Source organism: Kitasatospora sp. NPDC048239, assembly GCF_043202015.1.
In the GTDB taxonomy this organism is placed as follows: Bacteria; Actinomycetota; Actinomycetes; order Streptomycetales; family Streptomycetaceae; genus Kitasatospora.
Genome location: NZ_JBICZP010000003.1, coordinates 732775 through 756757, shown reverse-complemented (window position 1 = coordinate 756757; position 23983 = coordinate 732775). Strand labels below are relative to the sequence as shown.

The window sequence follows — 23983 nt, the reverse complement described above, 5'->3', positions numbered from 1 at the left end:
CACGGCACTGCCGCGGTGAAAGTCTGCGCCATGGGCACCGCCTCGTTGGGGGTTCCGATCCCCCTGAGCCTCCCCTGTCTTTCCGGACGCGCTCCGACCGGCGGGTAGGGGGGTGGCGTGTCCTTACTTAGCGCGTAAGGATTCCGATAAACCGGAGTACCGGTTTCCGGACACGTCCGGAACAGCCGTCGGAACGGGCCCGACCGACCCCCCGGAGCAGCGGGTCACCCCAGCGAAGGCGGGGTGCGGGGTCGGTTTCGGCCGCATGCACACCACGCCCCGAGTGGCCAGAGGGCGTGGATCCGGCCGCTTAACTCAGGCCTACCGAGCCAGGGGTGGTACACCCCCCGAGTAGGGGGTGGAGGCCCGCATACCGCCTGCTTCCAGGGCCTGGACCCCCTCCGGGCCTGCCTAAACGGAGCCTTCGCCACCGCCCGGAGGGCCGTTCCGGATTGGCCGAAACGCCGGAAAGTGTGACGCAGCTCACATACGGGCACCCTCGGCCCTTAGATACGCTCCCGTAGCGTATGGAAATCCTCTACAGTCCGCTCGACACCCTGTGACACCCCGTCAGCCGCGCTCGCGCACGTCGGGGCGGCCGGGGCGAAGGCGCCCGGGAGGAGGTGGGGTTGGATTATTCTGGAACTCTTTGCGGCGGCTTCACTTTGGCCACAGGGACCGGGACATAAGGTCACAACCGGGGCGGCCCTGCCGGCAGGCGACCGCCGCTTGGACGACAGGTTACTTCTCGAGGAAATGCGCTGACATAGCAACGCTGGCTGCCGTTTAAATCATGGGGGATTCATACAATGGCGCTGGTTGAAATGAGCGACGCTCTGGTCGCCCTGAGGGAGATCTTCTCGGAATGCGAGGACAGACGCGGCAGAACGGTCGTGGTCAGCGGGTCGCTGGCCAGCGGTAGGTCGGAACTCCTGCACGCCTTCTGCGAGCACGTGGCGGACTCCGAGGCACTGCTGCTCGCCGCCACGGGTTCGTACTCGGAACGGTCCGTGCGGCTGGGGGTGCTCAGCCAGCTCGTCCACAACGCGCCGCTGGCGCCGGAGATCCTGCGCAGCGTCGCCGAGACGGCGGCCGGCCGCACCTCGGGGGAGCCCGAGCCGTTCGCCGACCGCACCCCGCGCCACGAGACCGGCATCATCCAGGAGGTCTGCGACGCCCTGCTGAAGCTGGCGGAGCACCGCCCGGTCGTCCTCGCCATCGAGGACCTGCACTTCGTCGACCAGGCCTCGCTGCGCGCACTGCTGTACCTGCGGCTGCGGATGCGCTCGACCCGCACGCTGCTGGTCCTCACCGAGTGGACCGAGTCCTTCACCACCCCGATGTCCCTTCGGGTGGAACTGACCCGGATGCCGCACCAGCGGATCATGCTGGACTCGCTCTCCGAGGGCGGCGTGGGCCGCTACATCGCCAAGACGCTCGGCCCCCGGGTGGCAGCCCGGATGGCCGGTACCTACCACCGTCTGACCGCTGGAAACCCCATGCTGGTCAGCGCCCTGATCGACGACAACTCGGCGGCCGGCGAGAACGGCAGCGCACTCCCGGTGGTCGGGGTGGCGTTCGAACAGGCCGTCCTCACCTGCCTGCACCGCTGGGAGCTCGGGCTGGTCGACATCGCGCGCGGCGTCGCCGTGCTCGGCGTCCACGCCTCCCCGTACCTCATCGGACGGCTGCTCGGCTCGCCGCCGGACAGCGTCACCCGCGGCCTCAAGGTGCTCGCCGAGGCCGGCCTGCTTGAGGACGGCCAGTTCCGCCACCCCGCCGTGGCGGCCCTGGTGCTGAAGAACCTCCCGCCCGACGAGGCCTCCGAACTGCGCACCCGTGCAGCGGAGTTGCTCTACGAGCACGGGACGGCCGCGATCGACGTGGCACACCACCTGATCGCCGTCGACGACGTGCCAGGCCCGTGGGCCATCGGCCTGCTGCGCGAGGTCGCCCGTGAGGCGCTGGTCGTGGAGGACGACGCCCGGCTGGCCACCCAGTGCCTGGTCCTGGCGCTGCGGCACTGCACCGACGAGCCGCAGCGGATCTCCGTCACCGCGGAGCTCGCGATGGCCCGATGGCGCACCAACCCGTCCGCCGCGATCCGCCTGACGCCGCTTCAGGACGCCCTGTCCGACGGGGAGCTCAGCGACCGCGACACCGCGATCGTGGTGCGCAACCTGCTCTGGCAGGGCAGCCACGACCAGGCCGTCAAGGCGCTGGCCTGCCTGCACGGCGGGTCCTCCCGCCCGGACCCGCAGGCCACGGCCGAGCTGGACCTCACCTACCAGTGGATCTACGGCCCGCGCCGGATCCGGCCCAACCACCCGGACGACCTGACGGTCCGCCGGGCCGGCTCGCCGGACGCCGACCCGTGGACCAGGGCCGCCTCGCTGCTCTCCACCACCCTGCACGAGTGGCGGCGCGACGACCTGGTCGAGAGCTCCTGGCACCTGCTCAGCAGCTCACGGCTGAGCGAGACCTCGCTGGGCGTGCTCGCCACCACCCTGCTGTCGCTCACCTACGCGGACGAACTGGAGTGCGCCGCGTCCTGGTGCGACAGCCTGATGGCGGAGGCCGTCCGCCGCCGGGCCCCCGCCTGGCAGGCGCTGCTCGGCAGCGTCCGGGCCGACCTCGCGCTGCGCCGCGGCAAGCCGGCCCTCGCCCGCACCTACGCGCGGGCCGCGCTCGACCAGGCCACCGCCCAGAGCTGGGGACTGCTGATCGGCTACTCGATCTCCACCCTGGTGATGGCCGCGACCGCGATGGGCGACTACGACGAGGCGGACGCGCTGCTCCAGCACACCTCGCCGGGCAGCATGTTCGAGACGGTCTTCGGGCTGCGCTACCTGCAGGCCCGCGGTCACCTCTACCTGGAGACCAACCGGGTGCTCGCCGCCTTCAGCGACTTCCAGAAGTGCGGCAACCTGATGCGCGAGTGGGGCATCGACATCCCGGCCATCGCGCCCTGGCGCGGCGACCTGGCGCAGGTCCACCTGAAGCTGGGCGACCGGGCCAAGGCCCGCGACCTGGTGAACGAGCAGCTCAGCCGTCCCGGCGCGGTCGGCACCCGGCTGCGCGGCATCTCGCTGCGGATCCTGGCGGCGAGCAGTGAGGGGAGTCAGAAGGTGCCCCTTTTGCGCGATGCTGTCGGTCAGCTACGCGCGTCCGGCGATCGCCTGGAGACCGCCCGGGCCATGGCGGACCTCTCCAACGCCTACCACGCGCTGGGCGAATCGGGCCGGGCCCGGCGGATGGCGCAGCGCGCCTACGAGGAGGCCGACTCCTGCCAGGTGCCCTCGCTCTGCGCCGGTCTGCTGGACTGCGGGGCCGAGCGCTCCGCGGAGCCCGAGCCGGCCGTCCTCGCCGAACCGCACCACACGCTCGACGACCGCCTCTCCGGCCTCAGTGACGCCGAACTGCGGGTGGCCGCCCAGGCCGCCCTCGGCTACACCAACCGGGAGATCGGGATGCGCTTGTTCATCACCCCGAGCACCGTCGAGCAGCACCTCACCCGGGTCTACCGCAAGCTGCAGATCAACGGCCGCCGCCACCTGCCGTTGGAACTCCTGCAGAACGCCACCGACCTGGCCGACACCGCCTCCGCACCGTCGGCCGCCCCCGTTCCGATCCCCGCAACCGCCGGCGCCGCTCCCCAGCGCCAGGCCGTCTGACCCGCCGGAGGCGGCGCGCGTCCCCCGCACCCGCCGCCTCCGGCGACCCCCCTACCCGGGGCGTCCCCGCCCCTCGGCCCCCTCAGCCCGCCGTGTCCAGACTGACCGGCAGGTGGGCCCGGCTGCGCACGTTGAGCTTGCGGTAGACCCTGGTCAGGTGCTGCTCCACGGTGCTGGCCGTGATGGAGAGCCGCTCGGCGATCTCCCGGTTGGTACACCCCCGGGCCGCCAGGGCGGCCACCCTGCGCTCCGCCCGGCTCAGCTCGACCGGCTGCTCGTCGGTGGCCGGCCGGTCGCCCTCGGCCGACGGGAGGGCGGACGGGAACAGCGCGTACAGCGACCGGTCGGCACCGGCCTGCGCCACCAGGTACTCGGCTCTGCGCCGCATCATCCGGGCCTGCCCGACGTGCCCGAGCTCGCTGTGGATCCGGCTGAAGTCCGCGACGGCGTGGGCCAGTTCCAGCTGGTCTCCGGCGCCCTGCAGGATCTCGACGGCGTCGCCGAGCAGCTCCGCGCGCTGGGCCGGCTCGGCGCAGGCGGCGAGCAGCCGCAGGGCCGAGCCGCGGGCCGCGGTGTCGAGTCCGTCGGCCAGGTCCAGCTGCTCCTCGGCGAGCTTGCGCGCGGCCGCGGTGTGGCCGACGGCGAGCAGGGTCTGCGCTGCGTCCGTGCGCCAGGGCACCAGCGCAGGGAAGTCCAGCTGCCAGTCGCGCATCAGCCGCCCGATGGTCTCGAACTCGTCGATCGCCGCGAGGTAGCGCCCGGTCTCGTGCAGGTAGCGGCCGCGGGCCCGGAGGTAGGACAGCCCGATCGGGGTGCGGAACATCGAGCCCGAGACCGGCACCCGCAGGTGCTCCGCGGCCCGGTCCAGCCGTCCGGCGATGGTGTCGGCCTGGGCCAGGACGGCCAGCGGCAGGCCGATCCACACCTCCCGGGCGGTGTCGCAGGCCAGTTCGATCGAGGCCTGCGCGTCGGCTCTGGCCCGGCGCAGGTCACCGCGCCGCAGCGCGAGGTCCGCCTTGACGGCCGTGAACAGCGACTGCCACGAGGTCATCCGGCTGGTGACCGCCTCGGAGATGAACACGTCGGCCCAGAACTCGGCGGTGGACAGCCGGCCGGTGGCGGTCAGCGTGGTCAGCGCCGCCACCGTCGAGGCCATCGTCTGCTCGTCCAACAGCGTCGACATGGCGAGGAGTTGCTCGGCGTCGGCGGTCAGGTCCCGGAGCCGGCGGCCGTACCGCAGCCGGGTGAGCAGCGCCACGGTCCGCCCGGCCGTCGTGTTCGGCTCCGGGGCGCCGTCGAGCACCTCGGGCGTCCAACCCGGCTGGGCGCCGCCGACCGTGCCGGGGTAGCTGAGTGCCAGCCGCAGCTGGGCGGCCCGCAGCTGCTCCCGCCGGTCCGCGGGCAGCGTCGCGGCCCTCCGGTCGAGCCGGGCCAGCGCGTCGGCGACCACCCGGTCGTAGCCGAACGACAGCAGCAGGCTGACCAGGTCGAGCGTGCGGCCGTCGTCCAGCCGGCCGGCCACCACCAGGTCGGCCAGTTCGGGCATCCGCCGGGCCGCGAGCGCCGGATCGGTGCGCCACTCGACCCGGGCCAGGATCGCGATCGTGGCGGCCCGCTGCCGGTCGCCGGAGGCGGAGCGGAGCACCAGTTGCAGGCACTCCAGCGCCGACTCGGGATCCCCCTCGCCGACGGCCCGCTCGGCCAGGTCGTGCAGCGTCGCGACCGCCCAGTCACTCTCCGCCCACTGCGCCGCCAGCAGGTGCTCGGCGATGGCGGCCAACGGGGCGTCCTCCTTGTACAGCAGGGCCGCGGCCGCCGCGTGGAGGGCGGCCAGCTCCTCCTTGGCCATGCTGTCGAGAACCGCCGACCGGGCGGTCGGATGCCGGAACCGGCCGCTCGCGAGCACCCCGACGTGGTTGAGCCGGCGGATGCTTCCGATCACGGCGTTGACGTCGAGCTGGAGCAGCTCGACGAGCCGGTCGGGGATCCCCCACTGGCCCAGGACGGCGAGCGCGCGGGCAACCCTGATCGCGTTCGGTCCGCACTGCTCCAACAGGTGCAGGACGGCCTCCCGGTAGCCGGACGAGGCCACCTGGTCGGCCGACGCGGCGCTCGGCCCCGACGCGATGTCGTCCACCAGCCCCTGGACCAACCGGGGTTGGCCTCCGCTGAGCGCGTGCACGCCGGAGGACAGCCGGCCGGCGATGCCCGTACCGAAGCGAAGCCCCAGCAGCTCCCGGACGGCGGTCTCGGGCAGCGCCTCCAGCCGGAAGCGGCAGTTGACCAGCTCGTGCGGCGGCGACATCTGGAGTTTCGGGGCCGTCGACCGGAGATCGCCCCGGCCCACCAGCACCAGCACCAGGCGGATGTCGCGCGCCTGGCGCAGGAGCGCGAACAGCGAGCGGAGCGTGGCCGTGTCCGCGTTGTGCGCGTCGTCCAGGACCAGGACGACCGGCCCCGGAAGCGCGCGGAAGAAGTCGACCAGCGCGGAGCGGAACAGCCGGCCGATCACCGCCCCGCCGGATATCGAATCGCTCTCGAACAGCCTCCGCAGTGAAGCGAACGGTGTCGTTCGGCCCGCCGACTCGGCGGATACGTAACGGAGGGTAGCGCCCATGGCCGCTGCCCGGTCGGCAAATGCTTGTGCGAGTGCGGTTTTTCCGCTTTGCGCAGGTCCTGATATCGTCACAAGCCGCGGTCCATGGGTGGCGGTCGCGGCTAGCAACTGGCCTAGTTCTTCGAGTTGTTGTTCCCTGCCGACCAGCATCGGTAGTGCCTCATTCTCCCCGTGCATTCACCACCCGACAGGGCAGAATGGCGGGCGATGAATGTGAATGAACGTACCTTGCGTTCGGTGAACTCGGGCCTCCCGCCCGAACTTTCCCCCGTGAGCGTCTTCGAGTATCAACCACCTGGCCATACATGGTCAACCGAATGACCTCCCCCGGGAGCCGCCGGACGGGCGTGGAGTGACCGGCGTCACAGGCCCCCCACCGGGAGCCGCGAAAGCCGCACTCCCCTTGGTGCACAGCCGACCTGACGCTCCATGGGATTTGCCCGATCGGAGCCGCCCGGGCATCCGATGACCTGTGCGCGCCGCGGCGAGGGTGTGGAGGGAATGCGCAGAACCCGGTCCGACCGGGCGGAACACGCCGGTTTGCAGCGGATTCACGCCAGGAGATGTGACCGACGACCGAAGAGCGCGTAGAAGTAATGTGCAGAACCGATTAGGCGTCAGCCGACGTGCACGGAACGGTATTCGGCCCACAGGGCACGAACCGATTCGGCGAGGCTTCGCTGCGCCCGCCAGCCCAGCAGCTTCCGCGCCGGCTCCGGATCCACCCTGAGCCAGTCCTCGGCGACGCCGGCCGCCGACGCCGTCTCGACCAGGCGCGCGGGGACTTCGCTGGCCTCGATCAGCCGCAGCACGAGCGCGCGCACGGACACCGCCTCGCCCCGGCCGATGTCGACGGTCCGGCCCGCGACCGGCGCCCGGAACGACGCGACCACCGCCGCCACCACGTCGCGCACGTCCACGTAGTCGCGGTGCGCGCGCAGCGGGGCCAGCTCGACCACCGGATCGCCCCCGGCCCGGACCGCGGCCAACTGCCCGGCCACCCGGCCGAGCAGGCTGATCGCCGGCGTACCCGGACCGGCCACATTGGCGATCCGCAGCACCACCGCGTCGATCGCGCCGGACCGGGACGCGGCCAGCACCTCCCGGGTCGCGGCGAGCTTGGCCCGGCCGTACGCGGTGTCGGGGAGCGCGGGCAGGTCCGGGTGGGTCCGGCCGCCGCGCGGGATCGGGCCGTACTCGAGGACCGACCCGAGGTGGACGTACCGGGGCCGCCAGGAGGCCTGCGCCAGGGCGGCCACCAGGCGCCGGGTCGGCTCGGCGCAGCCGGCGTCCATCTGCCGGTCCGTCAGGCCCCAGATCCCGCCGGTCGCGTTCACCACCACCGCGGGCCGCTCCGCCGCGAGCAGTGCGGCCACCTCGCCGACCGGGCCGGTACTCAGGTCCAGCGCCAGGGAGCGGTGGCCCCGGGACTCCCCCGCGGCGTCGCGGGGCGCCGGGTTCCTGCTCACGCAGAGCACGTCCGCACCCGCGTCGGCGAGTTCGGCGCAGAGCCTGCGACCCACGAAGCCGGTGCCGCCGAACACCGTCACGCGCATGCCGTCCACCTCGACCACCCCTCGACTCGTCACCGGACACCGTGCGGCCCCGTCCGGACCGGCCTGCTCCGGCCGGCCGGCGGCGCCGCTGCTCTCCCCCGCCGTTCTCCCCGCCGTTCTCCCCGCCGTTCTCCCCGCCGTTCCTTCCGCGCCCCGGGAGCTCGGCTCCCAGGACCAGTCCGGCCTAGGGCTTGTCAGACAAGCCCTACGCCGGCTTGCTCGCCACCAGCAGGACGTCCAGGTAGAAGAGCTCGCTCGGCCCCTCGACCCGGCCCAGCTCGCGGTAGCCGCGCGCCACGTAGTCGTCGATGGCCCGGGGCAGCGCCTGGTCGACCAGGGCCAGCGTGCGCAGCAGCAGGCCGATCGGGCCGCCGCCCGCCCAGCCGTGCTCGCGGCCGTGGCGGCGCAGCAGCAACAGCAGGGCCCGCGGACCGCAGGTCAGCTTCTCGGTCCGGTCCACGGTGAACCCGGCCAGTTCGGCCTGCCGGGCCAGCCCGTCGGCGGTCCAGCGCCACAGGTCCTGGCCGCCGTGGTCCTCCCACACGCCGTGGGTGGAGAGCACCAGCCGGCCGCCCGGGCGCAGCAGCCGGAACGCCTCGCGGAGGTAGGCGTCCGGGTCGTCGACGTGCTCCAGCACCTGGGTGGAGAGCACCCCGTCGAAGGTGTCGTCCGGGGCGGGGCAGCTGCCGTCCTCGTTGAGCTGGTAGTCGACCGAGTAGCCCTCGGCCCCGCCGAGCTCGGCCGTCTTGAGCGCGGCCTCGCGGAACAGGCCCCGGTACGGCGAGGTGCCCGCGCCGAAGTCCAGCCAGACGCCCTTGGCGTCGTCCACGGCCGCGGCGAGGGCCTCCCGCAGGTCGAGCAGGTGCGCGTAGGCCTCGTCACCGGGGCGCGGACGCGTCCGCTCCCGGTAGCGCTCGGCCATGACCTCTTCCAGGGTGGGCTGCGCGGACGGCCCGGGGCCGCCGAGCAGCGCGCCGAGGACGGGGATCCGGTTCAGTAGCGTCACCAACGCCAGTACTCCTCGTGCGGGAACCGATAGGTCGTCAGCTCGGGGCGCCCCTCCCAGTGGCGGAGCGCGTCCGCCGGGCGGTACGCGAAGGGCTCCTCGTCCGGGGCGGACTCCCGGCGCAGGTCCAGGCAGGACCGCAGGACCTGCTGCTTGAGGCCCACGTACGCGGGGACGTGCGGGCCGACCTGCCACTCCAGCTCGGCCGGGCGGTACTCGAAGTAGACGACCCGGCGCTGCGATCCCTTCACGGCCGGGGCGCCGTGCAGGGTCAGGATGTTGTGGAGCAGGGCGTCGCCGGGGTTCATCACGGCGGGCACCGCGCCCGCGGTGTCCCACTCGCTGGCGTTGAGCCGCTCGGCGGTCCGCGTGATCCGCTCGTCGTCCCAGTAGTTCGAGCCCGGGATGGCCCAGACGCAGTTGTCCTCGGGTGCGGGGTCGAGGTAGATCCCCGCGTCGATGACCCGGCCCGAGCCGATGACCCCGACGGCGTCGCGGTACATCTCGCCGTCCCGGTGCCAGGCCAGCCGGGGCGCACCGGCGGTGGTCTTGAACACCATGCTGTCCCAGGTCGGGATCAGGCTGGGGCCGACCAGCGCCTCCATCGCGTCGAGCAGCAGGGGGTGGCCCGCCAGCCGGGCGATCGGCCGGGACTTGTCGACGACGTACTCGATCCGGACCGGCGCCGCGTCGGGCTCGGTCGGCTCCAGCGTCCAGATGACGTCGGTCTTCTCCCGGGTGCGCCAGCAGTCGTCGATCAGCGACGCGGCGGCGGCCTGGACGCTCTTCAGCTCCTCGGCGTCGAGCAGTCCCCGCAGAGCCAGCACGCCGTGCCGCTTGAAGGCGGCCACGTGCTCGGGCAGCAGGCCCGTCTCCCGGATGTGGCACTCCGGGACGGTGGGCGTCGCGGTGTCGGTGGTCATCACGCCTTACCCTTCGTCGTCGTTGCTGGGCGGTGGGACGGGGCGGCCGCGCGGGGCGTGCCGGCGTTGCGCCGCGCGGTGCCGGGCCCGGTCATACCCGGGCCTCCTGCGCGGCGGCCGTCCACCAGGCCATCGTCCGGTGCAGGCCCTCGGCGGTCGGCACCTCCGGCTTCCAGCCGAGCCGCGTCCGGGCTATCCCGATGTCCGGGCAGCGCCGCCCCGGGTCGTCCTGGGGCAGCGGCTGGTGGACGGTGCGCAGCTCCACGCCGGCCTCGCGGGCGATCAGCTCGGCGATCTCCCGGACGGTGAGCTCGCCCGTGCCGCCGATGTTGACCGGCCCCGACAGGTCGCTGAACAGCAGCGCCAGCAGGCCCCGGACGGTGTCGTCGACGTAGCACAGCGAGCGGGTCTGCTCACCGGAGCCGTTGAGGGTCAGCGGCTCGCCGGCCAGCGCCTGGCCCACGAAGGTGGGGACCACCCGGCCGTCGTCGCGGCGCATCCTCGGCCCGAAGCAGTTGAAGAGCCGGGCGATGGCGGTGTCGGCGCCGAGCGTGCGCCGGTAGGCGGAGGTGACCGCCTCGGCGTAGCGCTTGGCCTCGTCGTAGACGGCGCGCGGCCCGATCGGGTTGACGTTCCCCCAGTAGGACTCCCGCTGCGGGTGCTCCGCGGGGTCGCCGTACACCTCGGAGGTCGAGGTGAGCAGGAACCGGGCGCGGTTCGCCACCGCCAGCCGGAGCGCGTTCTCCGTGCCGGCCGAGCCCACCCGCAGGGTCTCCAGCGGCAGCCGGAGGTAGTCGAACGGGGAGGCGGGCGAGGCGAGGTGCGCCACGTAGTCGACCGGCCCCTCCACGGTGAAGGGCTCGGACACGTCCGCCTCGACCAGCCGGAACAGCGGGGAGTCGATCAGCCCGGCCAGGTTCTCGCGGCGGCCGGTGGAGAAGTCGTCCACGCAGACCACGGCGATGCCCTGTTCGACCAGGCGCTCGCACAGGTGCGAGCCGATGAATCCCGCGCCACCGGTCACGACGGCGCGGCGGCTCACCTCGGTCATGCGTCCTCCCGTATCCGGTCCACGTCGTCTTGGGTCAGGCTCCCGGTGCGGGCGAGCCCGATCAGCAGGTCGGCCACCCGGGCCGGTGATGGTGCCTGCCGCACGCCGTCCTGAAGGCCTTGGGCGGCCTTGCCGAACGCGGGGTCGTGCAGCAGTGCGGCGAGCGCCTCGTCGATCTCCTCGGCGGAGGTCCGCAGACCGGGGAGGGTGCGGACCGCCCCGGTCGGGTCGATGCGCCGTCCGTAGACCAGCGCGTCGTAGTTCAGTGCGAGCGCGAGCTGGGGGAGGCCGGCGGCGATGCCGTTCATCAGGCAGTTGGCGCTGCCGTGATGGACCAGCACGTCGCACTCCGGCAGGATCAGCTCGATCGGGCAGTTGCGCAGCACCCGGACGTTCGGCGGCAGCCCGCCCAGGCTCTCCACCTGCTCGGGGCCGGCCGTCAGCACCACCTCGGCGGCCTGCCGCGCGGCGGACTCGACCGCCTGCCGCAGGGCCGGCACGTCGGTGCCGAAGATGCCGGTCGCCGAGTTGCCCCAGACGATGCAGACCCGCTTGCCGTCGACCGGGCCGAGCAGCCCCGGGTCGACGTCCTGGGCGCCGTTGTAGGGCACGTAGCCCATCGGGATCCGCAGCGCGTCGCCCAGCGGCGGGACCGCCGCGTCGGGCGAGGGGTCCACCGCGTAGCGGATCCGCGCCCTGGACCAGTCGTCCACGCCGTACTTCTCGAAGCACGACAGCGGGTCCCCGGCGAGCAGGTTCAGGCCCGGCTCCGTCTCGACGGTGCCGATGAAGCCCGGTGAGACGTAGACGCCCGGGACGTCGTGCAGCAGGGCGACCAGCGCGCCCTCGACCGCCATCAGGTCGTAGACCACGAGGTCGGGGCGCCACTGTGCGGCGTACTCGACGGCGTTGTCGAAACTGCGCTGGACGGCGGGGACGGCGCGGCCCCAGAAGTCGTACAGGAGCGCCGTGTCGAAGTCGGCCAGCGACTCCAAGGGCTCCCCGGTGGAGGGCAGCAGCGGCAGCGGTGCGCCCGGGTCCTGCTCGGGCAGGGCGAGGGCCTGGGCGTAGAACGACAGCCGCGCCGACTCCATCATGTCGGGCGCGTCGAGCACCGAGACCGGCATCAGTCCGGTCGAGGCGATCCCGCCGACCTGCTGGGGCGCGCAGGCGACCCTCACCTCGTGGCCGGCCGCGCGCAGCGCCCAGGCCAGCGGAACCATGCTGACCCAGTGGCCGGCCCAGTTCGAGACCGTGAAGAGGACTCTCATCGGCATCTCCCGCTCAGGAGTCGAGCTTCAGTGCCGGATCGGCGAACTCGATCACGATCGTCCGGCGCCAGCGCGCGGTCGGGTTGGGGCCCGAGCCGTGCACCAGGCGAACGTCGTGCACGACGACGTCGCCTTCCGAGACCGGGATCGCCACCTTCGGCCCGTTGTCCCGGACGGCCGTCACATCGGCGTCGTCGGGCAGCAGGTGGGAGCCGGGGACGCCCTCCAGGCAGCCGTTCTCCGGGCTCGCCTCGTCCAGGCAGATGCTGAGGTTGCAGACCTTGTGCGGGCCGACGGTGGTGCGGTCGCGGTGCCAGGGCACGCCACCGGCCCGGTCGGGCTCCTTGAGGACGAGCGCGAAGGCGGTCGGGACGACCGGGCTGCCGACGAACGCGGCGGCCAGTTCGGCGAGTTCGGGCCGGTGCAGCAGTTCGGCCTCCGGCCAGTCCTGCTTCTCCAGGTTGTGGACGCGGTAGAGGACGGGCCGTTCGGGGCCCTCGACCTCGTAGTTCCAGTAGTCGTCCGAGCGGTGGCCGTCCGTGATGAAGCGGTCGATCAGCCGGGCCGCACCGGCCTTGAGCCGGCGCACCGTGTCGTCCGCGAAGACCGGTCCGGCGCAGACGAATCCGTCCCGGCGGAAGTCCTGTACGAGTTCCTGCACGTCGGTCACCCGGCCTTCCGGCAGACCGCGACGATGTCGCACACCTCGGGGCTGATCCGCTCGTGCACCACCTCGACCTCGGTGAAGCCCGCCGCGGTCAGGGCGCGCATCAGCGAATCGCGGTCCAGCCACTGCACGTCGACGCTCAGTCCGCGGGCCTGGGGCTCGGGGTGGTCCTCGCGGACCGGCTTGACGGCGAAGCCGTCCTGGCCGCCGAGGCCGTCCGTGGTGCCCCAGTAGTGCGTCGACAGGAAGAGGTTGTCGGCGACCAGGCCGATGTTCGCCAGCACCGTCCACGGCTGCTGGACGTGGTAGAGCAGTCCGGCGCACAGCACGGCGTCGAACCGGCCGAGCGAGGGGAAGTCGATCGTCTCCACGTCGGCGACCCGCATCTGCGCGTTGGCCGCCCCGTTGACCTCGAGCACGAACTCGGCGCGGCGCAGGTTCTCGACCCGCCCCTCCAGGGCGAGCACCGAGGTGCCGGGGCGGCGGGCGAGCGCCAGCGTGTCGGCCCCCTCCAGCGCGCCCAGCTCAAGGATGCGCCGAGCGTCGGGGAACGCCGCGAAGAAGGCCGTGGCACGGTCCTCGGGCGCCTGGCCCAGCAGATATCCGAGCTCGGATCCGCGGGCGTATCGGACGCCCTCGTATTCGAATCCGTTGACCCAGGGTTCCAGTTCGATTGCGCGCTTCCGGATCTCTTCGCGGTTCATAAAGCCAGACCCTAGCAACGCCCCTCCGGAAATTGACTAGGAATTTCCCCAGTCCGGATTCCCGGGCGGCCGAAAGAACTCCCGGTCCACCCATTCCGCGCCGGACGGACCGGACGACACGGCGGTGCGGGCGGCCCCACCAGGCGCCCGGCGCCTGGCGGGGGAGGACTCTAACACCGCCGCGGCCACCGTTTCTCTGGGGTTTCTCCTAGACCACATGGAAATTCCCCTAGTGGTTCGCGCACCCCGCTCGGGTAGCATCGCCCTGATCCGTGCGCTCCTCGGGAAAGGCTTCTCAATGGCGAACTCGGAAGAACTGCCGCTGAATCTCTACCGGACCATGAGACTTATCCGCGCCTTCGAGGAACGCTGCCTCGAAATGTCGCTCACCGGCGAGATCGTGGGCGGCATCCATCCGTACATCGGCCAGGAGGCGGTGGCGGCGGGCGTCTGCTCCCAACTGCGTCCACAGGACGTGATCACCAGTACCCACCGGGGCCACGGCCACGTCCTGGCCAGGGGCGCCGACCCGGCGCGCATGCTCGCCGAGATCTGCGGGAAGACCACCGGGCTGAACCTCGGCCGGGGCGGCTCGATGCACGCCGCCGATGTCAGCCTCGGCATCCTCGGGGCCAACGGCATCGTGGGCGCGGGTGCGCCGATCGCCGTCGGTGCGGCCTGGGCCGGCCGGCAGAGCGGCCGGGAGGTGGTGGCCGCCGCGTTCTTCGGCGACGGCGCGCTCAGCCAGGGCGTCGTCCTGGAGGCCTTCAACCTGGCGGCCGTCTGGTCCCTCCCGGTGGTCTTCGTCTGCGAGAACAACGGCTACTCCACGACCCTGCCGGTCGACCAGGCACTCGCCGGCGACGCGGTCAGCCGGGCCGCGGGCTTCGGGATGACCTCGATGGCCGTGGACGGCATGGACGCCGAGGAGGTGGCCGCCCGGACCGCCGAGGCGGTCGACGCCTGCCGGCGCGGCGCCGGCCCGGTCTTCCTGGAGTGCCGGACGTACCGCTTCTTCGGGCACCACTCCTTCGAGCAGCAGATGACGCTCAACTACCGGGAGGAGGCGGAGGTGGCCGGCTGGCGCGAGCGCGACCCGCTCGAACTCCAGCGCACCCGCCTGCCGCGGGAGGCCGTCGAGGCGGTGGACGCCGAGATCGCGCGGACCATCGACGCCGCGGTCGACTTCGCCCGCTCCTCCGAGGCGCCCGACCCGGCCGACGCACTGGCCCATCTCTACGCGGATGGCACCACCGGCCGGCCGGGCACGGTCTGACCCCCGCTCAGTCCTGGGTGCGCCAGGGGCGGGGCTCGGGGTCCTCGACCGCGGTCGCGGGCCCCATGAAGACCAGGACGTAGGCGCGCCGGGCCCGGCTGGTGTGGTTCGGCCCGGCGTAGTGGGGCGTCCGGAAGTCGTGCACGCTCGCCTCGCCCGCCTCGAGCGGGCAGGCGACGGCGGCCGCCGGGTCCACCTCGTCGGTCATCAGGCCGCGGACCCTGTCGTCGTGGTCGATGTGCCGGTGCGGCAGGACCGGGCCCCGGTGCAGGCCGGGGACGAAGTGGAGGCAGCCGCTCTCCACGCTCGCCCCGTCCAGCGGGGTCCAGATGCTGAGGCCGCGCCGGTGCCAGTGCGGGCTCATGTAGGCCTCGTCCTGGTGCCAGGGGGTCGGGGCCCCGTACTCGGCCGGCTTGAGGATCGCGTGGCCGTAGAAATCCAACTCGGATTCGGGCACCCCGAGGAACGCCGAGGCAATGGACCGGCAGCGCGCGAAGTGGGCGCTTTCCACCAGCTCCGGCGCATACTTCTCGGGCCGGATTATCTGCGGCAGTTGGGCGACTCCGGTTCCGTCCCCGGAAATGTCGTAGTAGTCTCCAGGATCAGCGCTGAGATAATTCTCGAACAGCCGGTCATAAACCCCGCGGAGCCACTCGAGTTCGGACTCGTCGACCAGTTTCGGAAGCGTCGAGAATCCATTCGCGCGAAATGCGTCCAGCAGCTCTTCGCCGGGCGACAGGATTTGCGTCACGTCAAAAGCCCTTCTCTGTGAGGCCTGGCAACTCCCTACGATACGTCAGCCGCAGGGGCTGGCAACGGCATGCGCCGAAGAATAGGGAATCACCTAGTCCTTGATATGTCATACTGGGCGACGGCTGGAAATGGAGCGGATCATCGTGCTGGAATTCAGCGGGATCGCGCTGGACGTCGGCGGCGTCATCTACTACGACGAGCCATTTGAGCTGGCCTGGCTCCAGGGGGCTTTCGACAGAATGTCGGAAGACGACCCCGGGGTCACCCTCACCGACTTTCTCGACCAGGTCGAGAGGTTCTACCGGAAGGACGGCTCCGGCTATTCCTGGGGCGGCTCCGAGAACCGGACCGCGCTGGCCGCACAGGCCTGGGCGGACGTCCGCAGGCGGTGGGGCGAGCTGGCCCAGGAGATCCCCGGCGCGGTCGCGGCCGTCCGGGACATCGCCGGCCGCCTCCCCACCGTCGTGGTCGCGAACCAGCCGCCGGAGTGCGCGGAGGTCCTCGACCGCTGGGGCGTCACCGCGGTGTGCCGCGACGTCCTCCTCGACTCACTGGTCGGGGTCGCCAAGCCCGACCCGGGCCTGCTCGACCTGGGACGGACCCGGCTGGGCCTTGCCCCGGACCGGCTGCTGATGGTGGGCAACCGGGTCGACCACGACGTACGGCCGGCGCTCGCGCTGGGCTGTGGGGCCGTGTTCGTCCGGGGCGACGCCGGGTACCGGGCGCCGGAGGGCGTCCACCCGGACATCCACCGCGTCTACCGGCGGCTGCGCGCCGTCCGAACGGCGCCGCCCGGTCCGGCGGAGGCCGTCCCGATCGTCTCCTACCTGGCCGAGCTGGCCACCCGGCTGGGCACCGAACCGCCCGCCCGACGGGCCCCCCAACCGGCCGAGCGCGCACCGCGCGCCGAACCTTCCGAATCGAGCGTTCCCGGGCGCGACAGCGGACCCGGACAACCGTGAGAGGAGTGCCGGTGCGCGAAGGCATGGCCGCCGTTATCGGGGCCACCGGCTTTCTCGGCTCCCGCCTGGTCTCGGAACTCGGCGCAGCCGGGCGTCCGTTGGCCCTGTTCAACCGGTCCGCACCCGCCGTGGTCGGCGGCCGGGCGAGTGCCGGACTACGCGACGCCCAGACGGTCTTCTTCCTCGCCGCCGGGCTGAACCCCGTCCTGGCGGCCAGCTCTCCGGAGGCGGTCGCCGCGGAGCACGCCCTGCTCACCGAGGTGCTGGAGGCGCTCGTCCACGCACGGCGCCGACCGGTGTTCGTCCTGGCGAGCTCGGGCGGCGCGGTCTACGCACCCGCCGCGCACTCCCCGTACCGGGAGTCCGCACTGACCGGCCCCACCTCCGCCTACGGCCTGGCCAAACTGCGGCTCGAACAGCGGCTGTTGGGCTACTCCAGGCGGATCCGCCCGCTGGCCCTGCGGCTGAGCAACGTCTACGGGCCCGGGCAGCGCCTGGCCAGGGGCTACGGTGTGCTCCCGCACTGGCTCGCGGCCGCCGCCCGCGACGAACCCGTCCGGATCTTCGGCGACCCCCGGGTGGCCCGCGACTACGTGCACGTGGACGATGTCGCCCGGATGCTCGCCGTCATCCACGACACGGTCGGCGCGGGCCTCGCGGACACGCTGCCCGAGGTGCTGAACGTCGGGTCGGGGATACCCACCCCGCTCGGGGACCTGCTGGACATCGTCCGCGAGGTGGTCGGGCGGAACCTCGTCGTCCGACCCGAGGAGGGCCGGCCGTTCGACCGGCAGAGCAACTGGCTGGACACCTCCCTCGCCCGCGACGTGCTGGGCTGGAAGGCCGAGGTCGAACTGCGGGACGGCGTGCGCCAGTGCTGGGCCCACCTCCAGGAACTCCGCACGGGTGCCGGCCCCTTGATGTGACTCCCCCGCACCCCGCACCCCGTACGGCCCAGGCCGTACGGGGTGCCGCCGTTCCGGGACCCTCCTGCTCCCGGAGGTCCGGTGCGGGCCTCCGGCGGGCACCGGGGGTCCCGCCCGTGTGCGGCTCCGGCTCCCCCGCACCCTCCCGGATCCCCCCGCACCCGCCCGACCGGCGGCCCCGCACGCCGAACGGCCCCGCTCCGACGATCGTCGGGGCGGGGCCGTTCGGCGTCGGCCGGGTGCGGGGGCTACACCGCGGCCTGGCTGAACTGCGCCTCGTACAGGCGCTGGTAGGCACCGCCGGCCACCCGCAGGTGCTCGTGCGTGCCCTGCTCGACGATCCGCCCGTCCTCCATCACCAGGATCAGGTCGGCCTCGCGGATCGTGGACAGCCGGTGCGCGATGACGAAACTCGTCCGGCCGCGGCGCAGTTCGGCCGTGGCCCGCTGGATCAGCAGCTCGGTACGGGTGTCGACCGAGCTGGTCGCCTCGTCCAGGATGAGGATCGACGGCTCGGCCAGGAAGGCCCGCGCGATGGTGATCAGCTGCTTCTCGCCGGCGCTGACGTTGGTGCCCTCCTCGTCGATGACCGTGTCGTAGCCGTCGGGCAGGGTTCGTACGAAGTGGTCGACGTGGGTGGCGCGCGCCGCCGCCACGATCCGCTCCCGCGAGACGTCGCCCGCACCGTAGGCGATGTTCTCCGCGATCGTGCCGCCGAACAGCCAGGCGTCCTGGAGGACCATCCCGGTCAGGCCGCGCACCCGTTCGCGGGCCATCGCCGCGGTGTCGACCCCGTCGACGGTGATCCGCCCGCCGGTCACGTCGTAGAACCGCATGAGCAGGTTGACCAGGGTGGTCTTGCCCGCGCCGGTCGGCCCGACGATGGCGACCGTCTGGCCGGGCTCGACCGCCAGCGACAGGTCCTCGATCAGCGGCGAGTCCGCCTGGTAGCGGAAGGAGACGTGCTCGAAGGAGACCCGTCCGCGCACCTGCGCGGGCTCCGCCGGGTCGCGCGGGTCGGGCGTCTCCTCGGGAGCCTCCAGGAAGCCGCTCACCCGCTCGAAGGAGGCCGCGCCGGACTGCAGCAGGTTGGCGATGCTGGCCAGGTCGGTGAGGCTCTGGCTGAACCGCCGGGAGTACTGCAGGAACGCCTGGACGTCCCCGATGGACATCGTGCCGGAGGCGACCCGCAGCCCTCCGACGACCACCACCAGCACGTAGTTGAGGTTGCCGAGGAAGGTCATGGCCGGCTGGATCAGGCCCGAGACGAACTGCGCCTTGAAGCTCGCCCGGGTCAGCGTCCGGTTGTGGTACTGGAAGACCGCCGAGGCCTGGCCCTGCCAGCCGAAGAGCTTCACCAGCTCGTGGCCGGCGTACACCTCCTCGATGTGGCCGTTGAGCTGCCCGGTGGTGGCCCACTGCATGCCGTACTGCGGCATCGCCCGCTTCGCGATCCGCTTGGCCACCACGACCGACACCGGGACGGTCACCAGGGCGACCAGGGCGAGCAGCCAGGAGGCCCAGAGCATCGCGATCAGGACGCCGACGATGGTCAGGACCGCGCTCAGCAGCTGACCGAGCGTCTGCTGCAGGGTGTGCCCGAGGTTGTCGATGTCGTTGGTGACCTTGCTGAGCACCTCGCCGCGCGGCTGGGAGTCGAAGTAGGACAGCGGCAGCCGGGCCAGCTTGGCCTCCGCCTGCGCGCGGATCCGCAGCATCGACCGCTGCGCGACGGCGGCCGTCGTCCGGGACGCCAGCGCGCCGAGCACCCAGGCGCCGAGGTAGATCAGCGCGATGATGACCAGCAGCCGCCCGAGGGCGTCGAAGTCGACGCCCCGACCCGGGTCGATGTCCATCCCGGAGAGCATGTCGGCGAGCGCGCCGTTGCCGTCGGCGCGGGTCTGCGCGACCACCTGCTCCTTGCTCAGGCCCGCCGGGAGCGGTTTGCCGATCACCCCGTCGACCACCAGGTCGATGGCCCTGCCGAGGATCACCGGGCCGACCACGGTGGCCAGCACGCTGCCGGCGGTCAGCAGGACGGTCAGCGCCATCAGGGTGCGCTCGGGACGCAGGGCCCGGACGAACAGCCGCAGCGAACCGCGGAAGTCCTGGGCCTTGTCCGAACCGCCGCCGATGAAGGACATGAAGTTGCTCATGCGGCCGCCTCCTGTTCGGTGAGCTGGGAGAGCACGATCTCCCGGTAGGTCGCGTTGCCGGCCATCAGTTCCTCATGGGTGCCCGTGCCGACGATCCGGCCCTGGTCGAGTACGACGATGCGGTCGGCGTGCCGGATGGTGCTGACCCGCTGCGCGACGATCACGACGGTCGCCTGCGCGGTCTCGACGGCCAGCGCGGCGCGCAGCGCGGCGTCGGTCGCGTAGTCGAGGGCGGAGAAGGAGTCGTCGAAGAGGTAGATGTCGGGGCGGTGCACCAGCGCGCGGGCGATCGCCAGCCGCTGGCGCTGGCCGCCGGAGACGGTGGTGCCGCCCTGGGATATCGGGCTGGCCAGCCCCTCGGGCATCCGCTCGACGAACTCCCGGGCCTGGGCGACCTCCAGGGCGTGCCACAGCTCCTCGTCGGTCGCGTCGGGATTGCCGTGCCGCAGGTTGGTGGCGACCGTCCCGCCGAACAGGTAGGGCCGCTGCGGGACGAATCCGATGCTGCGCGAGAGGACCTCCGGGGCCACCGTGCGCACGTCCGCCCCGCCGACCGACACCGAGCCCGCGGTGGCGTCGAAGAGCCGGGGGACGAGGTTCAGCAAGGTGGTCTTCCCGCTGCCGGTACCGCCGATGATCGCGGTGACCTCGCCCGGCCGGGCGGTCAGGTCGATGCCCTGCAGCACCGGCTGCTCGGCCCCCTGGTAGCGGAACTCGACCCCGGTCAGCTCCAGGCGGCCCGGCTCGGGGAGCTCGGTGACCGGCTCGGCCGGCGGGACGACGCTGCTCGTCGTGGCCAGCAGCTCCTGGATCCGGTTCGCGCTGATCTCGGCGCGCGGCGCCATGATGAACAGCAGCGTCACCATCGTCACCGCCAGCAGGACCTGCATCAGGTAGCTGAGGAAGGCGACCAGTCCGCCCACCTGCATCGACCCCTCGGCGCTGAGCCGTCCCCCGAACCAGACCACGGCGACGCCGGCCAGGTTGACCACCGCCATCACGCTGGGGAACATCAGGCCCATGATCCGCCCGCCGCGCAGCGAGGCGCGGTACAGGTCGGTGCTGGACCGCTCGAAGCGCTCCTGCTCGAAGCGGTCCTTGACGAAGGCCCGGATCACCCGGATCCCGGTGATCTGCTCGCGCAGCACGCGGTTCACGTCGTCGAGGTGCTGCTGCACGACCCGGAAGGCCGGCCGCATCCGCGTCACGATCAGGGACACCACGATGCCGAGGACCGGGACGACGACCAGGAGCAGGGCGGAGAGCGGCACGCTCTGGTCCATGGCCATCAGGACCGCGCCGGCGGCCATCAGCGGGGCGAACACCACCGTGCCGAGGATCATCACCGCCAGCATCTGGACCTGCTGGATGTCGTTGGTGGTGCGCATGATCAGCGTCGCGGTGCCGAACCGGTTCATCTCCCGGCTGGACAGCCCCAGCACCCGGTCGAAGACCGCGGCGCGGATGTCGTGCCCGGCCTCCATCACCAGCCAGGAGCTGAAGTAGGTCGCGGCGATCAGGCAGGCGAACTGGCCGAGCGACACGGCGAGCATCAGGCCGCCGTCCCGGACGATGTATCCGACGTCGCCCTTGACCACGCCCTCGTTGATGATGTCGGCGTTCAGCGACGGGAGGTACAGCGCCGCCGCCGTCTGCACGAGTTGCAGCAGCACGACCGCCGCAACGTGTTTCCGATAGGGGCGCAGGAAGGTGCGCAGGAGCCGTGTCAGCACGCGGACTCTCTCTTCACGGTTGGGGAGTTCGGCCTATTCGAATGCGCGGGCCATCGGCGCGGTGACGCTCCACTGCTCCGAATCGGACCTTAGCAATGTCGTCCGCCGGAAAAACTAGTGATATCCCCAGTATCCGGCCGGAGCGCGGCCCGCCGGGCCATTTCCGGCCGCCCGCCGGGGGAGGCTAGGGAGTTCACTAGTGGCGGCAAAGAAATCTGTGCGGGTATTGTGCCGAGAGGCGTCGACGAGGCTGGGAGCGAGTGCCGACCGGTCCGCACCGACCACCGAAGCCTATTCCGCGAATATCCTCGGTTCCCGTTCACGGCCACCGGAGGCAGAATAGCGCCGCCGCGGTGATGGACCGCACCGAACCGAAGAGGTTCATCGAACTCAGCCGCCTAAGGAGTTCCATGTCCGTAGCCGAAACAACAGCCGTCGCCGGACGGGTTGTCGTCACCGGAATAGGGGTGATTTCGAGCATTGGAGTAGGCCGGGAGGAGTTCACCCGGGGAATGCGGGAGGGCCGCAGCGGCGTCTCTCCGATCACCGCCTTCGACACGACGGGGTTCGCCCACGCCAATGCCTGCGAGGTCGTCGGCTTCGAGCCCGGGGCCTGGATCAGCCGGACCCCGGTGGACCGGCTGAGCCGCGCGGCCCAGTTCTCGGTCGCCGCGGCCCGGATGGCCTTCGAGGACGCCGGACTGGACGACGCCGACCAGAGGGGCAAGCGGTACCACATCTCCATCGGCACCACCGACGGCGCGTCCCGTGAGCTCGACCAGCTCACCGAACTCGAGCTGCACGGCGGCCCGGAGAGCATGGACCCGGTGCTCGCCCGCACCATCCCCTCCGGCCAGCTGGCCACCGCGATCGCGGACGAGCTGGAGCTGGCCGACGTCGAGGCGACCACCCTGACCACCGCCTGCTCCGCGGGGAACTACGCGATCGGCAACGGCCTGGACGCCCTGCGCCTGGGCGAGGCCGACTTCGCCCTGTGCGGCGGCGCCGACGCCGTCTGCCGCAAGACCTTCACCGCGTTCTACCGGCTCGGCACCATCGCCCCCGACTGCTGCCGCCCGTTCGACAAGGACCGGCAGGGCATCCTGACCGGCGAGGGCGGCGGGGTGCTCCTGCTGGAGACCCTGGAGTCGGCGCTGGCGCGCGGGGCGCGGATCTACGCCGAGGTGCTCGGCTACGGGCTCAACTGCGACGCCCACCACCCGGTCGCCCCCGACCAGGACAGCATCTCGCGCTGCATCACGCTCGCCCTGGACGACGCGGGCGTGAAGCCCGAGCAGGTCGACCTGATCTCGGCCCACGGCACCGGCACCAAGGCCAACGACGTGACCGAGGCCCGCGCGATCAACGCGGTGTACGAGGGCAGGCCGCCCCGCACCGTGTCGCTGAAGGCGATGCTCGGCCACACCATGGGCGCGGCCAGCGCGCTGGCCGGCGCGGCCTGCGCCATCGCGATCACCGAGAGCTTCATCCCGCCGACCATCAACCACCGCGAGACCGACCCGGACTGCGAGATCGACTGCGTCCCCAACCACTCGGTCCCCGCGGAGCTGCGGATCGTCCAGAGCAACGGCATGGCCTTCGGAGGGAACAACTCAGTGGTGATCTTCGGAGCCTACGAGGGGGAGACCCGATGACCCGCCCGGTCGCGATCACCGCCTGGTCGGTGACCTCCCCGTTCGGAGCCGGCCGCCGGGCCTTCGTCGAGGGCCTGGCCTCGGGCCGCTCCGCGGTCGCCCCGATCGACTCCGCCTCCTGGGGGATCTCGGACGAACAGGCCGCCCTGGTACCGGACTTCAACGCCCGGGAGGTGCTCGGCAAGAAGGGCACCCGCGGGATGAACCGGCTCTCCGGGCTGGCCGTGTCCACCGTGCGGATGCTGCGCGAGGACGTCGAGCTCGACGAGCGCACCGGTGTCATCCTCGGCACCACCATGGGCAGCCCGCAGACCATGATGGAGACCGTCCGGGCCTCGCTGGAGGCCGAACTCCCGCACCTCGTGGAGCCGTCCACCCTCCCGTACGGCGTGATGAACGGCGCGGCCGGCCAGTGCGCCATCTGGTACGGCTACCGCGGTCCCAACACCACGCTCGCGGCGGGCCGCCCGACCGGCTTCACCGCGTTCAACTACGCCCGCCGGCTGCTGCTGACGGGCCGGGCCGAGACCGTGCTGACCGGTGCCGCGGAGGAGTTCACCCGCGCCCGCTCCTGGCTGGAGCTGCACGGGCGGGCCGAGGGCACCGACCGCAGCGTCCTCGGCGAGGGCTGCGCGATGTTCGCGCTGACCACCGCGCCGGCCACCGCCCCGCTGGCCGAGGTGCTCTCCCTGGACTTCGGCGTCCGCCGCGGCGACTGGCCGACGGCGGTCCGCGAGGTGGTCCGCAAGGCCCTCGACAAGGCCGGGCTGACCTCCGCCGACATCGGCTCCACCTGCCCCTCCGGGGCGGTCGGCGAGGCCGGGGAGGCCGAGCAGGCCGTCCTGGCGGAGCTGTCCAAGCGCACCGTGACCCCGCTTCAGGAGCTCATCGGCGAGACCCACGCGGCCTCGGCGGCCTTCCAGGTCGCCTCCGTGCTGGCGCTGGCCGAGCGCGACCCCGATGCGGTCGGCCGGATCGTCCTGCTCACTTCGACGGACCCCCTGAGCGGGGCGGTCGCCGCCGCGGTGCTGCGCACCGGCCGGTCCTGAAAGG

Annotated in this window: 17 protein-coding genes; 6 read left to right on the top strand and 11 right to left on the bottom strand. The window is 72.2% G+C overall.

What is annotated here, in order from left to right:
- Nucleotides 1-824 precede the first annotated feature (824 nt).
- Nucleotides 825-3674, top strand: coding sequence for a LuxR C-terminal-related transcriptional regulator (locus ACGFZP_RS11280; protein WP_392930973.1), 2850 nt, complete (start codon nucleotides 825-827; stop codon nucleotides 3672-3674).
- Nucleotides 3675-3756: 82 nt separating this feature from the next.
- Here the strand turns inward: ACGFZP_RS11280 and ACGFZP_RS11275 are convergent, their stop codons facing one another.
- The 8 genes from ACGFZP_RS11275 to ACGFZP_RS11240 all read right to left on the bottom strand — a co-directional run bounded on the left by ACGFZP_RS11275 (nucleotide 3757) and on the right by ACGFZP_RS11240 (nucleotide 13469).
- Nucleotides 3757-6441: an AAA family ATPase gene (locus ACGFZP_RS11275; protein ID WP_392930971.1), complete on the bottom strand. Its 2685-nt coding sequence runs from the start codon at nucleotides 6439-6441 to the stop codon at nucleotides 3757-3759.
- 467 nt (nucleotides 6442-6908) lie between these two features.
- Nucleotides 6909-7880, bottom strand: a complete 972-nt coding sequence (locus ACGFZP_RS11270; RefSeq protein WP_392930969.1) for an NAD-dependent epimerase/dehydratase family protein — start codon at nucleotides 7878-7880, stop codon at nucleotides 6909-6911.
- Nucleotides 7881-8052: 172 nt separating this feature from the next.
- Nucleotides 8053-8853: a class I SAM-dependent methyltransferase gene (locus ACGFZP_RS11265; protein ID WP_392930967.1), complete on the bottom strand. Its 801-nt coding sequence runs from the start codon at nucleotides 8851-8853 to the stop codon at nucleotides 8053-8055.
- Complete coding sequence (locus ACGFZP_RS11260; protein WP_392930965.1) at nucleotides 8850-9776, bottom strand: phytanoyl-CoA dioxygenase family protein; 927 nt, start codon at nucleotides 9774-9776, stop codon at nucleotides 8850-8852. Before ACGFZP_RS11260 ends, ACGFZP_RS11265 begins: the two co-directional genes overlap by 4 nt.
- Nucleotides 9777-9867: 91 nt before the next feature.
- On the bottom strand, nucleotides 9868-10827 hold the full coding sequence (locus ACGFZP_RS11255) for an NAD-dependent epimerase/dehydratase family protein (protein WP_392930963.1): 960 nt from the start codon (nucleotides 10825-10827) through the stop codon (nucleotides 9868-9870).
- Complete coding sequence (locus tag ACGFZP_RS11250; protein WP_392930961.1) at nucleotides 10824-12098, bottom strand: nucleotide disphospho-sugar-binding domain-containing protein; 1275 nt, start codon at nucleotides 12096-12098, stop codon at nucleotides 10824-10826. The genes ACGFZP_RS11255 and ACGFZP_RS11250 overlap by 4 nt, the downstream gene beginning before the upstream one ends.
- A gap of 13 nt (nucleotides 12099-12111) precedes the next feature.
- Nucleotides 12112-12768, bottom strand: a complete 657-nt coding sequence (locus ACGFZP_RS11245) for a phytanoyl-CoA dioxygenase family protein (protein WP_392930959.1) — start codon at nucleotides 12766-12768, stop codon at nucleotides 12112-12114.
- Nucleotides 12765-13469: a class I SAM-dependent methyltransferase gene (locus ACGFZP_RS11240; protein WP_392930957.1), complete on the bottom strand. Its 705-nt coding sequence runs from the start codon at nucleotides 13467-13469 to the stop codon at nucleotides 12765-12767. The genes ACGFZP_RS11245 and ACGFZP_RS11240 overlap by 4 nt, the downstream gene beginning before the upstream one ends.
- Nucleotides 13470-13767: 298 nt before the next feature.
- Between ACGFZP_RS11240 and ACGFZP_RS11235 the strand changes: the two genes are divergently transcribed.
- Complete coding sequence (locus ACGFZP_RS11235; protein WP_392930955.1) at nucleotides 13768-14745, top strand: thiamine pyrophosphate-dependent dehydrogenase E1 component subunit alpha; 978 nt, start codon at nucleotides 13768-13770, stop codon at nucleotides 14743-14745.
- A 7-nt stretch (nucleotides 14746-14752) separates the two neighbouring features.
- Here ACGFZP_RS11235 and ACGFZP_RS11230 read toward each other — a convergent pair whose 3' ends face one another.
- On the bottom strand, nucleotides 14753-15496 hold the full coding sequence (locus tag ACGFZP_RS11230) for a phytanoyl-CoA dioxygenase family protein (RefSeq protein WP_392930953.1): 744 nt from the start codon (nucleotides 15494-15496) through the stop codon (nucleotides 14753-14755).
- A gap of 145 nt (nucleotides 15497-15641) precedes the next feature.
- Here ACGFZP_RS11230 and ACGFZP_RS11225 point away from each other — a divergent pair, with 145 nt between their 5' ends.
- Nucleotides 15642-16460, top strand: a complete 819-nt coding sequence (locus ACGFZP_RS11225; RefSeq protein WP_392930951.1) for an HAD family hydrolase — start codon at nucleotides 15642-15644, stop codon at nucleotides 16458-16460.
- A gap of 11 nt (nucleotides 16461-16471) precedes the next feature.
- A complete protein-coding gene (locus ACGFZP_RS11220) occupies nucleotides 16472-17386 on the top strand; it encodes an NAD-dependent epimerase/dehydratase family protein (RefSeq protein ID WP_392930949.1) in 915 nt (304 codons plus the stop codon).
- Nucleotides 17387-17634: 248 nt separating this feature from the next.
- On the opposite strand, the gene ACGFZP_RS11215 is transcribed toward ACGFZP_RS11220, so the two are convergent.
- Nucleotides 17635-19542: an ABC transporter ATP-binding protein gene (locus tag ACGFZP_RS11215; protein ID WP_392930948.1), complete on the bottom strand. Its 1908-nt coding sequence runs from the start codon at nucleotides 19540-19542 to the stop codon at nucleotides 17635-17637.
- A complete protein-coding gene (locus ACGFZP_RS11210) occupies nucleotides 19539-21275 on the bottom strand; it encodes an ABC transporter ATP-binding protein (protein ID WP_392930946.1) in 1737 nt (578 codons plus the stop codon). Before ACGFZP_RS11210 ends, ACGFZP_RS11215 begins: the two co-directional genes overlap by 4 nt.
- A gap of 410 nt (nucleotides 21276-21685) precedes the next feature.
- Between ACGFZP_RS11210 and ACGFZP_RS11205 the strand changes: the two genes are divergently transcribed.
- The gene (locus ACGFZP_RS11205; RefSeq protein WP_392930944.1) at nucleotides 21686-22930 is read left to right on the top strand and encodes a beta-ketoacyl-[acyl-carrier-protein] synthase family protein; all 1245 of its coding nucleotides are present in this window, start codon (nucleotides 21686-21688) and stop codon (nucleotides 22928-22930) included.
- Nucleotides 22927-23979 carry a beta-ketoacyl synthase N-terminal-like domain-containing protein gene (locus ACGFZP_RS11200; protein ID WP_392930942.1) on the top strand — a complete coding sequence of 351 codons (1053 nt, stop codon included), beginning with the start codon at nucleotides 22927-22929 and terminating at the stop codon, nucleotides 23977-23979. The genes ACGFZP_RS11205 and ACGFZP_RS11200 overlap by 4 nt, the downstream gene beginning before the upstream one ends.
- Nucleotides 23980-23983: the final 4 nt, after the last annotated feature.

Excerpts from the sequence above, each read along its gene's own strand:
- ACGFZP_RS11250 (WP_392930961.1), bottom strand. The coding sequence starts at position 12,098 with ATGAGAGTCCTCTTCACGGTCTCGAACTGGGCCGGCCACTGGGTCAGC.
- ACGFZP_RS11275 (WP_392930971.1), bottom strand. The coding sequence starts at position 6,441 with ATGCTGGTCGGCAGGGAACAACAACTCGAAGAACTAGGCCAGTTGCTA.
- ACGFZP_RS11255 (WP_392930963.1), bottom strand. The coding sequence starts at position 10,827 with ATGACCGAGGTGAGCCGCCGCGCCGTCGTGACCGGTGGCGCGGGATTC.
- ACGFZP_RS11235 (WP_392930955.1), top strand. The coding sequence starts at position 13,768 with ATGGCGAACTCGGAAGAACTGCCGCTGAATCTCTACCGGACCATGAGA.
- ACGFZP_RS11260 (WP_392930965.1), bottom strand. The coding sequence starts at position 9,776 with ATGACCACCGACACCGCGACGCCCACCGTCCCGGAGTGCCACATCCGG.
- ACGFZP_RS11280 (WP_392930973.1), top strand. The coding sequence starts at position 825 with ATGAGCGACGCTCTGGTCGCCCTGAGGGAGATCTTCTCGGAATGCGAG.
- ACGFZP_RS11240 (WP_392930957.1), bottom strand. The coding sequence starts at position 13,469 with ATGAACCGCGAAGAGATCCGGAAGCGCGCAATCGAACTGGAACCCTGG.
- ACGFZP_RS11200 (WP_392930942.1), top strand. The coding sequence starts at position 22,927 with ATGACCCGCCCGGTCGCGATCACCGCCTGGTCGGTGACCTCCCCGTTC.
- ACGFZP_RS11205 (WP_392930944.1), top strand. The coding sequence starts at position 21,686 with ATGTCCGTAGCCGAAACAACAGCCGTCGCCGGACGGGTTGTCGTCACC.
- ACGFZP_RS11215 (WP_392930948.1), bottom strand. The coding sequence starts at position 19,542 with ATGAGCAACTTCATGTCCTTCATCGGCGGCGGTTCGGACAAGGCCCAG.